This window comes from Streptomyces sp. NPDC001728 (assembly GCF_040297565.1).
Lineage (GTDB): Bacteria > Actinomycetota > Actinomycetes > Streptomycetales > Streptomycetaceae > Streptomyces.
Genome location: NZ_JBEOZK010000008.1, coordinates 199,162 through 212,792, shown reverse-complemented (window position 1 = coordinate 212,792; position 13,631 = coordinate 199,162). Strand labels below are relative to the sequence as shown.

General features: G+C 71.7%; 10 protein-coding genes and 1 tRNA gene. 6 read left to right on the top strand and 5 right to left on the bottom strand.

From position 1 onward, the window contains the following. Complete coding sequence (locus ABT154_RS15200) at positions 1 to 2,319, top strand: DUF6571 family protein (protein ID WP_351857206.1); 2,319 nt, start codon at positions 1 to 3, stop codon at positions 2,317 to 2,319. Between the two features lies 1 nt (position 2,320). Beyond that, a complete protein-coding gene (locus ABT154_RS15195) occupies positions 2,321 to 3,007 on the top strand; it encodes a hypothetical protein (RefSeq protein ID WP_351857204.1) in 687 nt (228 codons plus the stop codon). Positions 3,008 to 3,029: 22 nt separating this feature from the next. Here ABT154_RS15195 and ABT154_RS15190 read toward each other — a convergent pair whose 3' ends face one another. The 5 genes from ABT154_RS15190 to ABT154_RS15170 form a co-directional block, all read right to left on the bottom strand. After that, positions 3,030 to 5,132, bottom strand: a complete 2,103-nt coding sequence (locus ABT154_RS15190) for a serine/threonine-protein kinase (RefSeq protein ID WP_351857202.1) — start codon at positions 5,130 to 5,132, stop codon at positions 3,030 to 3,032. A 72-nt stretch (positions 5,133 to 5,204) separates the two neighbouring features. Beyond that, complete coding sequence (locus tag ABT154_RS15185; RefSeq protein ID WP_351857200.1) at positions 5,205 to 7,397, bottom strand: serine/threonine-protein kinase; 2,193 nt, start codon at positions 7,395 to 7,397, stop codon at positions 5,205 to 5,207. 57 nt (positions 7,398 to 7,454) lie between these two features. Further along, on the bottom strand, positions 7,455 to 8,351 hold the full coding sequence (locus ABT154_RS15180) for a protein kinase family protein (RefSeq protein ID WP_351857198.1): 897 nt from the start codon (positions 8,349 to 8,351) through the stop codon (positions 7,455 to 7,457). A 446-nt stretch (positions 8,352 to 8,797) separates the two neighbouring features. Then, positions 8,798 to 9,172, bottom strand: a complete 375-nt coding sequence (locus ABT154_RS15175) for a hypothetical protein (RefSeq protein WP_351857196.1) — start codon at positions 9,170 to 9,172, stop codon at positions 8,798 to 8,800. Between the two features lie 127 nt (positions 9,173 to 9,299). Then, positions 9,300 to 9,371 (bottom strand) — tRNA-Cys (locus ABT154_RS15170). Between the two features lie 180 nt (positions 9,372 to 9,551). Here ABT154_RS15170 and ABT154_RS15165 point away from each other — a divergent pair. The 4 genes from ABT154_RS15165 to ABT154_RS15150 all read left to right on the top strand — a co-directional run bounded on the left by ABT154_RS15165 (position 9,552) and on the right by ABT154_RS15150 (position 13,570). Beyond that, positions 9,552 to 11,057: an MFS transporter gene (locus ABT154_RS15165; protein ID WP_351857194.1), complete on the top strand. Its 1,506-nt coding sequence runs from the start codon at positions 9,552 to 9,554 to the stop codon at positions 11,055 to 11,057. 33 nt (positions 11,058 to 11,090) lie between these two features. Further along, entirely contained in the window at positions 11,091 to 11,288 is a 198-nt protein-coding gene (locus tag ABT154_RS15160; protein WP_351857192.1) for an Arc family DNA-binding protein, read from the top strand. Next, positions 11,285 to 11,656 (top strand): type II toxin-antitoxin system death-on-curing family toxin, encoded by a 372-nt coding sequence (locus ABT154_RS15155; RefSeq protein WP_351857190.1) that lies wholly within the window; start codon positions 11,285 to 11,287, stop codon positions 11,654 to 11,656. Before ABT154_RS15160 ends, ABT154_RS15155 begins: the two co-directional genes overlap by 4 nt. Positions 11,657 to 11,779: 123 nt before the next feature. Next, the gene (locus ABT154_RS15150) at positions 11,780 to 13,570 is read left to right on the top strand and encodes a DEAD/DEAH box helicase (RefSeq protein ID WP_351857188.1); all 1,791 of its coding nucleotides are present in this window, start codon (positions 11,780 to 11,782) and stop codon (positions 13,568 to 13,570) included. The last annotated feature ends 61 nt before the right edge of the window (positions 13,571 to 13,631 follow it).

Below are 13,631 nucleotides of genomic sequence, written 5' to 3'. Positions count from 1 at the left end.
ATGCTGAAGTTCGACCAGGTCCTCCACGCCCGGCTCGGCAGCCTCAAGGAGGCGGTCACCGTGTGGTCGGAGACGGTGACCAAGCTGGAGAAGACCAAGGAGAAGGCGGAGACCGGCCTCCGGAACAAGGCCGACAAGGCCGACTGGAAGGGCGAGAACGCCGGCGTGACGCAGGCGTTCGTCCGGAAGACGGCCAAGGAGTTCGGCGACGCCCTGACCGAGGCGACCAGCATCCGCAACATCCTGCGGGACGCGCAGAGTGAGTTCCAGGCGGCGAAGAGCGAACTGGAGAAGCTGGTCGGGGAGGCGCCCGGCAAGGGCATACGCATCGACCCCGACGGCGTCGTCAGCTATCTGATCCACCCCGACCGCCGGGCCAAGGACTACGACGGACCCAAGCCGGAGCAGGCCGACTTCGAGGCGATGCGCGCCGCGATCAAGGCCGCGATCACCCGCGCCGACGAGGCCGACGACGTGGCCTCCCGCGCCCTGCGCGGACTCGTCGGCAACGACAAGAACAACTTCTCCGACACGAGCTACGACTCCCTCACGGCCGCCTCGAAGGCCCAGGACGCCGAGGACGCGCACGCCGCCTACGAGCTGTACAAGAAGGGCGACGACGCCACTCCCGAGGAGATCGACAAGCTCAACGCCCTCTTCAAGGCCAACCAGAAGGACCCGTTCTTCGCCGAGCGGTTCGCCCTGGAGGTCGGGCCGAAGGGCAGCATGGAGTACTGGGCGGACATGGGCGATCCGAGCGACGGCTCCCGCCTGGGCGCCGACCACCAGGACAAGCTGAAGGAACTCCAGAAGAACTGGAGTCTGACGCTCGCCACCGCGACCCATTCCACGAGCTCCGACATGGAGCAGTGGAAGGCCGACGTCATCAAGGCCGGCAGCGAGCCGATCCAGACGCGTGGCAGCAACCCGTACGGCTTCCAGGTCATGAGCAACCTGATGCGGGTCGGCGACTACGACGACAAGTTCCTCAAGGACTACGGCAACGCCCTCGTCGTCACCGAGCGGAAGATGACGCACGACGGCCGGCTGCCCCCCGACCGCGCCTGGCAGCAGCTGGGTGGCATGCCCAACCACCTCAACTGGCAGGGCGGCGACCTCGGCACCGACCCCATGGTCGGCTTCATGGAGGGGCTCGGGCACAACCCGAAGGCGTCGACGGACTTCTTCAGCGGCTCCATCGACCTCACGCCCGAGAACGGCAAGGGCGACAAGAAGCTCGACCCGTTCGACTACTTCACCAAGGACCGCGACTGGCCCGAGGAGCTGAACGACAAGGGCGACCGCACCAAGGAGCCCGGCTACAACGCTCTCGGCCACGCCCTGGAGTCCGCGACCACCGGCCACCCGTACGACGCCGATACCGAGGGCCTCAAGGACGTACGGACCAAGGAGAACGCGGAGGTCATGCAGAAGGTCGTCGAGCGCTACGGCAGCGATCCCAAGGTCATGCACAAGCAGCCGGGCATCGACGACAGCCTCGGCAAGATGGGCGCCGCGTACATCGACGAGCTGAACCGCTCCCTGGAGACGGACAGCGACACGGCGACGCACGAGAAGAAGAACTCCCCGTTCGGCTTCAATGACGACAAGGGCAAGTCCCGGTTCGGCCCGGAGTTCGACACCAAGCTGCTCTGGAACCGCGGCGACGCCGTCAACTTCATGGGCATCGTGTCGCAGAGCGAGACCGGCCACTCCACCCTGTCGGCGGCCGAGTCGCTGTACACGACGAGCGTCCTCGACCAGGTGGGCCCCAAGCCCGGAACCCCCTTCGACGACCGGGACCTCACCGACGCGCGGACCACTCTGCGGATCGGGTCCGAGGCGCAGGGAATCCTGGACGAGACCCGCATGGCGCAGATCGACAAGGACTACGAGAAGGACTCCGAGGAGCACAAGAAGGCCGTCGGCAAGACGACCGAATGGGTCAAGTTCGGTGTGGGCGCGGTCGCCGCGGGCGGTGTCGTCGCGCTGACCGGCGGCGCGGGTGGCGTACTCGTACCGCTGGCCGCCGAGACGGTGGGTGGCGCCGTGGTGACCTTCATCGGCATGGAGGCCGACGACATCGGCGAGAAGTACGAGAAGGACGAGCTGCTCAAGAAGAAGTCCGACGACCTGAGCGACGAGGCGCTGGCCATGGGCAAGGAGAACTCGCTCAGGCCGGGCATCGCCTACGCGAACGCCGAGGGCTGGAGCGAGAAGGACCGCAACTATCTTGACGAGGAGCTGGTCAACTACGTCCGGACCTCGCGTCTGCACGCGCGGGACAACTCGCTGCCCGACCCGTACGAGAAGGACTGACATGCGGTCTGCGCTGACCAGGATCGGTGCGGCGGTCGCCGTCGCCGTCGTACTCACGAGCTGCTCCGGCGGGACCGGAAGCGGGAACGGGAGCGGCGGCGACGGTACGGAGAAGTCGGGCGGCGTCTCGGCGGCCGGGATCTGCGGCGGCGTCTTCGCCGGGGACGCGGCGACGGCGGCGCTGGAGGGGGCGATGGGGGCCGAGCGGTTCGAGGAGGGTTCGACGAAGCCGGAGAAGGCGCTCGACCTGCTGCGCGACGCGAGCCGCGCGCCGCTGGCGGACTCCTACCGGCCGCAGCCGGTGAAGTACTGCGGTCTCCACGCAGCCGGAAGCGTGGAGACCGACCTCTCCGTCCAGCTCGCCCCTGCCCACGGAGCCCCGGGACTGAACGCGGAGCACGCGAAGAAGGTGACGTCCTACGCCACGGGTCTCCAGGCGTTCTCCTCCTCGGCGGTCGGCTACCTCTACTTCTCCTGCGGCCTTGCGGCACCTGCCCACAAGACCGTCGTCGAAGTGAAGGTGTGGGGGCCGCCCGGCACCCCGGAGACGGACCTGAAGCAGCGCGACCGCCTGATGACCCTCACGAACACGGCGGCCCGGAAGATCTCGAAGGAACTGGGCTGCCAGGAGGACGGCCTCGCGACGGGCACGCTGAAGACCGTCCCGAACCCTACGACGGCTCCGTAGCCGAGACCGCCCGCCCGGGCTCCTACACCCCGAACACCGGCATCGCCGCGATCCGTCCGCCCCGGGCGATGAAGACGCGGTTGGCGTCGCTGGAGAGCTGGTAGGAGCCCGTGCGCTGCATCGTCACGGTGAAGAGGTTCTCGCCCGACACCTTGTGGATGACCTCGACGGACTTGTTGTCGGGGGAGTGGACCCAGACCGTCGTGCCCTCCACGGCCGGCGGGCTGACGCTGCCCTCGCCGTAGCCGTCCAGCACCGTGGACCACATCGAATTCGGGAGGTCGACGTCCGGGATGGTGCCGAGGCGGGAGACGGTGTACGTGTCGACCGCGACGACCAGTTCGCCGTCCGCGGCCGGGCTGCCGTAGCCGTGGTACGCGGCGTCGCGGAGGGTCTCGTCCTTCCACAGGAAGTCGCCGCGGTCGAGGCGTCGGGCCGTGAGGGTGTGGCCGCCGAGGTAGACGGTGTTGCCGCCGATCGCCGGGGCCTGGCCGGCGGTGCCCTGGTTGGTGATCTGCCAGTCCGTCTCGCCGTTCTCGGTGTAGAGCCCGGCGACGCGGCCGTCCCGGCCGTGGACCACGAGCCGCTGCCTGCCCACGGCGGCCTTCGCGGGGCCGTTCTGGGAGCGGGGCGAGTGCATCGGCCGTGACCAGGTCGTGGCCAGGGTCCAGGCGTTGACGGCGTGGAGTTCGTTGTCCTTGGTCGCCAGGTAGACATGGGTGTCGTCGGCGGCGAGCACGTCGTCGACGTTCTCGCCCGTCTGCCAGACGGGAGCCCCGGTGGAGGCGACGAAGGCGTTCAGGACGCCCTTCTTGTCGACGGCCACGACCAGCCGGTCGGCGACCGAGACGAAGCCCGCGTCGGCGTCGATGTCCTTGGCCCGCCACCGCTCCTTGCCGTTGGTCACGGAGAGGGCGAGCAGGCCGCCCGTCTTCGCCTGGACGACGACCACATCCCTTACGGGGAGGGGGAGTTCACCCTCCGGCGCCACCACGTCGAGCGGCCCCCACAAGGGGTCCGGGGACTGACCCGGCCCGGTGTCGATGGCCGAGACGAACGCGGCCTCCGGGGTCGGCACAGCGGGCGGCACATCGGCCGTCGGCGACTTCCCCTCTCCCCGGCTCAGCCACCAGGCGCCCGCCCCGCCCCCCGCCCCCAGCACCGCCACGCTCACCGCCGCACCGGTGAGGAAGCGGCGCCGGGACGGCGACGCGGACGTCACGGCGGTGTCGGCGGGCGCCGTCAGGCGCTTCGTGGCGGCCTCGCGCCGCTTGATGTCCTCGGCCAGCGGCCCCTTGCGCCACGCCCGGTCAGCGCCCTTCGGCGGCGCGAAGGCCTCCACGATCCGGGGCGGCTGCGGACGGTACGCCGGGTCCTTCGCCAGACACGTCCCGATCAGCTCCTGGAGCTCCGGCGGCACCAGGCTCAGGTCCGGGGTCCCGTGCACGACCTCGTACTGGACCGCCGCCACATGCGCGCCGTCGAAGGTGCGCCGCCCGCTCGCCGCGTACGCGAGGACCGCGCCGAGCGAGAAGACGTCCGAGGCCGGACCGACCCGCTGTCCGAGGACCTGCTCCGGCGCCCCGTACCCGGGGGTCACCGGGATCTGGCCCGTCGTCGTGAGGGTGAGGCCGTGCTCGGGGCGGGCGATGCCGAAGTCGATGATCCGGGGGCCGGTGGAGGTGAGCACGATGTTCGCGGGCTTGAGGTCGCGGTGGATCAGACCGGCCGCGTGGATGTCGTGCAGGGTGCGGGCGAGCTGGGCGGCGAGGGCGCGGACCGCCTGCACCTCCATCGGACCGTACGCGCGGACGGCCTCGTCGAGCGTCGGACCGGCGAGGAACTCGGCGGCGATCCACGGCCGTCCGCCCTCGGTCCGCGCGCCGAGGACCCGGGCCACGCCCTTGCTGGTGACGGCCCGTGCCATGTCGGCCTCGCGGACGAACCGCTGGGCGAGGTGCTGGTCGTGGGCGAGTTCGGGACGGAGGACCTTGACGGCGGCGGGCACCCCGTCGGCGTCCCGGCCGACGTACACCTTGCCCATGCCGCCCTCGCCGAGGACGCCGAGCAGGCGGTACGGGCCGAGCCGGAGCGGGTCGCCGGTGGCGAGGGACTGAGTGGTCACGGGGTGCTCTCCGGGTCGGGAGGGGAGGGGCGGGGAGGCTACGGGCGGGAGGACACGGCGGGTGAGTGTCCGTCACGCGTACGGGATGGCCATCACGGACGTCGCTCCGGCCCCGATGATCCTGGTCCGTTCCTTGTCGACGACGTAGCGGCTGGCGTCCGTCGGGAAGACCCACGTCGAGCGTTTCGACGTCATCCCGACCGCGCTCAGCCCGCCGTGGACGGGGGCGTACACGAATCTGTCCCCTGCCACGGGGGCGGTGAGATAGTCGGGAGTCAGGGCGCGGCCCGAGGGGTGCTCCGCCCAGAACAACGTGCCCTTCTTGCCCACGACGGCCACGAGACCCGGGGACTCCCTCCGCTCCTGCGCGTAGACGATGTCGTTCCGCCCGACGGCCGGCAGTCCGAAGTAGGTGGACCCGGAGCCGTACTCCCAGGCGGTCGCGCCGTCGGTGAGACGCAGGGCGCGGAGCCGGTCGCCGCCGATGTACACGTGCAGTTCGTCGATCGCGAGCTGGCCGGGCTTGTAGGACTGGGAGTCCCTGAGCGCGATACGGCGCTGCCAGAGCCGGCGCCCGGTGCGCACGTCCCGGGCCTGGACGACGAAGAACTCCAGATCACCGCTGTTCTTGCCGAGGATCAGCCGGTCGCCGACGACCTGGGAGAGCCAGGGGCGGACCCCGTCCCACTCGTACGGCAGGCGCCATGCCTCCTTTCCCGTACGGAGGTCGACCGCGATCAGGTGCCAGCCCCTCTCGTTCGCGTCCGGGGCGGTCTCCTTCTTGCCCCGCCGCGAGGACGCGAAGAGCATGCCGCCGGAAGCGGTGAGGAGTTCGGTGCCCAGGCCCGATCCGTCGAAGCCCTTGAGGACGATCTGCGGGGCCGTCTCCTTGCCGGTGCGCGGGTCGAGCGTACGGATCTGCAGGGCCCCCGGGCCTTCGGAGGGGCCGTCCGACACGTAGAAGGAGGTGCCGTCGGTGGTGATCTGCTGGGGCTCCATGACCGCGCTGTCGGACCAGAGCACGCGGCCGTCCTTCAGGTCGAGGGCCCGGAAGGAGACGGTCTCCGCGAAGCCGACGACATCACCCGCGAGGAGCTGCGTGGTCTCCTCCTCGCGGTCGAGCGAGCTGCCCTGCCACAGCGCCACCGGTGACCCGTCGGCGGCCGTCGGGGCCGGCAGGGCGGTGGGACCCGTGGAAGCCTGGGCGCCGTTGGTGGCTTCGGGGGTGTCCCGCGACCCCAGCCACGCCCACACCCCGCCCCCCACCCCCGCCAGCCCCAGCGCCGCCGCCCCCGCCGTCGTCAGGAGGCGGCGGCGGGACAGCGGGGTGTCCGGGACCGTTTCCGCCGTGGCCGAGCCCGCCGGAGCCGGGAGGCGGTGGGGGGCGTGCAGCCAGACGTCCGTCGCGCGGCGGGCGATGTCCGTGAGGACGAGCGGCGGGAGGTGGTCGGCGAACTCGCCGTGGCCGTCGTGGAGGTGGTCCACCAGTGCTGCCGTGGTGGGCCGGGCCGCCGGGTCCTTGGCGAGGCAGGCCGTCAGGAGCGGCAGCAGCGCTTCCGGTACACCGGTGAGGTCCGGCTCGGCGTACCGGACGCGGTAGAGGAGGTCGGCGGCGGAGCCCGTACCGAAGGGGCCGTGGCCCGTCGCGGCGAAGACCAGGACACCCGCGAGCGCGAACACATCACCCGCAGGCGGGTGTTCCTGCCCGCTCGCCTGCTCCGGCGACATGTACGCGGGCGTGCCGGCCGCAGCCCCCGTCCGTGTGAGGTGGTCGTCGCCGGCCGCGCGCGCGATGCCGAAGTCGATGATCTTCGGGCCGTACGCGGTGACGAGGACGTTCGACGGCTTGAGGTCGCGGTGGACCACGTCCGAGGAGTGCAGCTGCGCGAGGGCCCCGGCGAGCGCGGCGCCGAGGGCGCGGACGGTCGGTTCGGGGAGCGGGCCGCCGAGCGCGACGGCGTCGTCGAGCGGCGGGCCGAGGACGTACTCGGTGGCCAGCCACGGCGTCCCGGCCAGCGGGTCGGCGTCCACGACGGCCGCGCCGTGGCGGGCGCCGATGATCCGGGCGGCGTCGGTCTCGAGGCGGAAGCGGGCCCGGAACGCCGGGTCGGTGGCGAGCCGCGCGTGCACGGTCTTGAGCGCGACGGTACGGCCGCCGGGGGTGCGCGCCAGATAGACCGTGCCCATGCCGCCGGAGCCGAGGCGGGCGAGGAGACGGTAGGTGGCGACGGCGACCGGGTCGTCGTGGGTCAGGGGCGACAGCATGGGATGAGGTCCGTCAGGTCCGGGGGAAGGGGGGGAGGAGGCGTGCGGTAGTCGGGGTCACGCCCGTACCGGCTGAGGGAGTTCGGCGGCCAGCAGTTCCGAGGACTGCCGGGCCAGCGCCGCCACCACCCGGCCGGGGAGCCAGCCCGGGGCGAGGAGGGAGCCGGCCGAGTTCAGTACCGTCCCGTGGGTCGTCGGCGGGGCGAGGGCGGTCATCAGGGCGGCGGCCGTCGGCCGGTCGGCCGGGTCGCGGGCCAGGCAGGAGGCGATCACCGGGCGCAGTGCGGGCGGGAGTTCGTCACGTTCGGGCACGGTGTGCCCGGTGGCGGCGTACGCGAGGACGGCGCCCAGCGCGAAGATGTCGCCCGGCGGGCGGGGGCGTCCGCCCGAGGCCTGTTCGGGGGCGAGCGCGCCCGGGTCGAGGCCGGGCAGGCCGGTGCGGGGCTCGCCGTCGGCGGAGGCGGCTCGTACGGCTCCGTAGCAGGTCAGGCGGGGTCCGTCGGCGGTGAGCAGGACGGCGGCGGGGGAGACCCCGGCGTGTGTGACGCCCTGCCCGTGGGCGGCGGCGAGTGCCTCGGCGAGGGTGGCGCCGACGGCTCGGACGGTGGCCTCGGGCAGCGTGCCGCCGTGGACGGCGAGGGCGACGGGGAGCGGGAGGGCGGGGACGTAGGGGCCGGCGTACCAGGGCGTCTCGCCGGGGCCCGCCATGACCGTCACCGGCGCGATCCAGGGGCCGATGAGCCGGCGGCCTGCGTCGGCCTCGACGGCGAAGCGGCTCGGATCGGCGCCCGGGAGGGGGGCGTTGAGGAGCACGGTCTGCTCGCCGTCCTCGCTGCGGGCGACGAATCGGCGGCAGGGGAGCGGGGATCCGGGACGGGACGGATCGAGGCGGGTGATCAGCCGGTACGGGCCGATCCGCCGCGCGGACTCCTGCTGCGTGCGCGCCCGTTCCACCGTTCCTGCCCCCGTCGTCCGTGCACCCCGTGGTGACGGGGGCGGGGTCGAGCCTATCGAGGCGGGGGCGGTGGCCGTGGCCGGAGGGGGGTCCGGCGGTGGGGGCGGAGCGACGGCGGGCCCGGGAAGCCCGAGGTGTCCGAGTTGCGATGGTGAACCATGTGTGCGGAGGTCGTGAAGACGTCCGGGGCGATGTTGATCCCAGTGGGGACAAGCTTCAACAGGTGCTTATGACGCTACGATCGCTGTGTTTCCGGGGCAGGGAACTTGCTGAGGCGAAGTCGAAACGATCATCGCGCGGGGGAGGGTGTGCCGTTCGAGCGGGCATGGGCGTCGGCACGGTCCATGTCCGCGGCCCCGTGGACATGAGGCTCAATCAGGTCGCCCCCGAGCCGGGCTCTTCGCCGTGAAGGGGTGGCGCGGCGAGCCGTAGGCCCTCCCCCCCGTCAGTCCTCCGCCGCCGGCGACAGCTGCGACAGCAGCACCACCGTCGCGCGGGTGATCAGCGCCGCGAGGAGGATCGTGCCCAGGCCCTCGACGCGGAGGTCGGACATCTTCGGGGCCAGCCAGGAGATCAGCCACCAGATCAGGGCGTCCTGGACGAAGCCCGCCAGGCCGAAGGCGAGCAGTGCGGGGAGCGGGACGCGGCCGGACGGGCCGATGAGGATCAGCTGGGTGAGGACGGCCAGGACCACGGTGGCGAAGAGGACGGAGAAGGCCGCGTCGACGGTCTCCGGACCCAGTGTGATGCCGGGCAGCAGGGCCCCGGCGAGGGAGACGCCCACGAGGACGCCCAGCTTGCGTCTGCCTTGATCGCTCATGCGCGGACTGTGGCACACCCGAACGCCGGATGTGAAGGTTCCATAAGGAAGATCATCAAGGGTGCCCGTCGAGGGCGCCCGGCAGGGGTGCCGATCAAGGCGGCGCCCCTCGAGGATCTTCATTCAGAGACCGTGGCGGGATTCGAACCCACGTAACTCGCTTTGCAGGCGAGCCCCTCAACCACTCGGGCACACGGTCGTGCGGTGCATGAGCAGAACCGTAGATCGGCGGCCTGGAGAGGCTCAAGGGTTCCCGGGGGCGTGCCATGCGACTGCAACGGCGCTGCCACACCCCGTTCACAGTCGTACGGCCAAGGGCTGAGGCCGACCGGGACTCCTGACAGGGGTCACCAGGTCATTGACCTCTTACCCTGGGGGAATGAGCGCCCTCGAACCCCGCGACGCCGCGGCCGACCCCGACGAAGCCGTCGCCACCGACGTCGCCCCCCGCCCCGGCCCCAGGGCCGACCTACCCGACGGCGACGGGGCCAAGGACTCCGTCCTCGACTCCGCCCACCGGGCGCTCAGTATCGGCATCGTCTCCGTCGTCCTGCTCATCGCCTTCGAGGCGACCGCCGTCGGCACCGCCATGCCCGTCGCCGCCCGCGAGCTGAACGGCGTGTCCGTCTACGCCTTCGCCTTCTCCGCGTACTTCACCACCAGCCTCTTCGCCATGGTCCTGGCCGGGCAGTGGTCCGACCGGAGCGGGCCGCTCGCGCCCCTCACCGTCGGCATCAGCGCCTTCGCCGCCGGACTGCTGCTCTCCGGGACCGCGGGCACCATGTGGCTGTTCATCCTCGGCAGGGCCGTGCAGGGCCTCGGCGGCGGGCTCGTCATCGTCGCCCTGTACGTGATCGTCGGCCGGGCCTACGCCGAACACCTCAGGCCCGCGATCATGGCCGCCTTCGCCGCGAGCTGGGTCGTCCCCTCCGTCGTCGGCCCCCTCGCCTCCGGAACCGTCACCGAGCACCTCGGCTGGCGCTGGGTCTTCCTCGGCATCCCCGTCCTCGTCGTCTTCCCGCTGGCCCTCGCGCTCCCCGCGATCCGCCGCACCGCCTCGGGGCCCGCCGACCCGACCGTGCCCGTCGCCCCCTGGGACCGGCGCCGCATCCGGCTCGCGCTCGGCATCTCGGCGGGCGCGGCCCTCCTCCAGTACGCGGGCCAGGAGCTGCGCTGGCTCGCGCTGGTCCCGGCCGCCGCCGGTGTCGCCCTCCTCGTGCCCGCCGTCCGGGGGCTGCTCCCGCAGGGCACCTGCCGGGCCGCGCGCGGCCTGCCGTCCGTCGTGCTGCTGCGGGGCATCGCCGCCGGCGCGTTCATCGCGGCCGAGTCCTTCGTACCGCTGATGCTGGTCACCCAGCGTGGCCTGAGCCCCACCCTGGCCGGGCTCTCCCTCGCCATGGGCGGCCTCACCTGGGCGCTGGGCTCCTGGATCCAGGCCCGGCCATGGACGGAACCGTACCGGGAGCGGATCGTCGTCCTCGGCATGGTCCTGGTCGCGCTCGCCATCGCCGCCGCCCCGAGCGTGCTGATCACGGCGGTGCCGGTGTGGGTGCTCGCGGTGGCCTGGGCGCTCGGCTGCCTCGGCATGGGCGCGGTGATCGCCTCCACGAGCGTGCTGCTGATGAAGCTGTCCGCGCCGGAGGAGGTCGGCGCGAACTCGGCCGCCCTCCAGATCTCGGACGGCCTCTCCAACGTGCTGCTGCTCGCGGCGGGCGGCGCGGCGTTCGCGGCGCTGGGCGGCGGGGCGGTCGGCCACGCGGTCACGACCGCGACGGGCACGGGCTCCCACCCGGGGGCCTTCGTGGCGGTCTTCCTGCCGATGGCGGGGGTGGCGGCGGCGGGAGCGTGGGTCGCTACGCGGCTGGGGGACGCGAAAAGCCTCTGACACCGCATGGTACCACGCGGTACCATGCGGTACATGGCCGGTCTCAACGTGAGGTTCACCGAAGAAGAGCTCAAGGCGCTGCGCGAGCGCGCGGAGGCGGAGGGGCGCAGCATGCAGTCCTTCGCGCACGACGCGGTGATGAGCGCCCTGGACCAGCACTCCCGCCTGTTCGAAGAGGCGGCCGAGCACGTGCTGAAGGCCAGCGAGGAGCTCAACCGGAGGCTTGCGTGACGTACTTCCTCACGCTCCCGCAGCTCCTCGGTCTCGCGGAGCGGCTCGGGGCGAGCGAGGTGCGCGACTACGGTCTGCTCGACTCCGCCCTGGCGCGCCCGCAGTCGAGCGTGTTCGGTCAGGACGCCTATCCGGGCATCTGGGAGAAGGCCGCGGCGCTGATGGAGTCGCTGGCCCGGAACCACGGCCTCGTCGACGGCAACAAGCGCATCGCCTGGTACGCGACCTGGGTCTTCCTGCACGTGAACGGGCATCCGCTGGACCCGGGATTCGACGTCGACGAGGCCGAGACGTTCGTTCTGGACGTCTGCCAAGGGGCTCTCGACGTGCCCAAGATCGCGGCGCTGCTGCCGAGGTTCGCGCGCTGATCCGCGATGTGTGAGACGTGCCGCACCGGACGAGGTCACGGCCTCGTCCGGCCCGCCCCGAGGCATCGGCACCGGTAAGGTGGCCCGGTTGTCATATCTGGACGAGCGTCGAACCCGGAGATCGTGACTACTACCACCACCTCCTCCCATCACCTCTCTCCCGCCTTCCCCGGACGGGCCCCCTGGGGTACCGCCGGCAAGCTGCGTGCCTGGCAGCAGGGCGCGATGGAGCGGTACCTCCAGGAGCAGCCCCGTGACTTCCTCGCCGTCGCCACCCCCGGCGCCGGCAAGACGACCTTCGCGCTGACCCTGGCGTCCTGGCTGCTGCACCACCACGTGGTGCAGCAGATCACCGTCGTCGCGCCCACCGAGCACCTCAAGAAGCAGTGGGCCGCCGCCGCCGCGCGCATAGGGATCAAGCTGGACCCGGACTACAGCGCCGGGCCGCTCAGCAAGGAGTACGACGGGGTCGCCATCACCTACGCCGGCGTCGGAGTCCGGCCCATGCTCCACCGCAACCGCTGCGAACAGCGCAAGACCCTCGTCATCCTCGACGAGATCCACCACGCCGGAGACTCCAAATCCTGGGGCGAGGCCTGCCTGGAGGCCTTCGAGCCCGCCACCCGGCGGCTCGCCCTCACCGGCACCCCCTTCCGCTCCGACACCAACCCGATCCCCTTCGTCACGTACGAGGAGGGGAACGACGGCATCCGGCGGTCGTCGGCGGACTACACGTACGGCTACGGCAACGCCCTCGGCGACGGCGTCGTCCGGCCCGTCATCTTCCTCTCCTACAGCGGCAACATGCGCTGGCGCACCAAGGCCGGCGACGAGATCGCCGCCCGCCTGGGCGAGCCGATGACGAAGGACGCCGTCTCGCAGGCCTGGCGCACCGCGCTGGACGCCAAGGGCGACTGGATGCCGAACGTGCTGCGCGCCGCCGACCAGCGGCTCACCGAGGTCCGGAAGTCGATCCCCGACGCGGGCGGCCTGGTCATCGCCTCCGACCAGGACTCGGCCCGCTCCTACGCCAAGCTGATCCGCGAGATCACCGGCGCCAAGGCCACCGTCGTCCTCTCCGACGACACCGGCGCCTCGAACCGCATCGACGAGTTCAGCGAGAACAACGACCGCTGGATGGTCGCCGTCCGCATGGTGTCCGAGGGCGTCGACGTACCCCGTCTCTCCGTCGGCGTGTACGCGACGACGATCTCGACCCCGCTGTTCTTCGCGCAGGCCGTCGGGCGCTTCGTGCGTTCGCGCAGGCGCGGCGAGACCGCCTCCGTGTTCCTTCCGACGATTCCCAGCCTCCTCGGTTTCGCCAACGAGATGGAGGTCGAGCGCGACCACGTCCTCGACAAGCCCAAGAAGCAGGGCGAGGAGGACCCGTACGCCGAGTCCGAGAAGGAGCTCGCGGAGGCCGAGCGACAGCAGGACGAGGACACCGGCGAGCAGGACATGCTGCCCTTCGAGGCGCTGGAGTCCGACGCCGTCTTCGACCGCGTCCTCTACAACAGCGCCGAGTTCGGCATGCAGGCCCACCCCGGCAGCGAGGAGGAGCAGGACTACCTCGGCATCCCTGGCCTCCTCGAACCCGACCAGGTCCAGCTGCTGCTGCAGAAGCGCCAGGCCCGGCAGATCGCGCACAGCCGCAGGAAGCCGGACGACGAGGCGGACCTGCTCGAACTTCCCGCCGAGCGGCGCCCTGTCGTCTCCCACAAGGAACTGCTCGAACTGCGCAAGCAGCTCAACACGATGGTCGGCGCGTACGTCCACCAGACCGGCAAGCCGCACGGTGTGATCCACACCGAGCTGCGCCGGGTCTGCGGCGGTCCGCCGAGCGCGGAGGCCACCGCCGGCCAGATCCGCGAGCGGATCAAGAAGGTGCAGGAATGGGCCACCCGGATGCGGTGACCCGTCCCAGTGGGGGATGCGGCTGAGGCCCCTCCCCGTGGAGCACAGGGCTGAGGCCCGT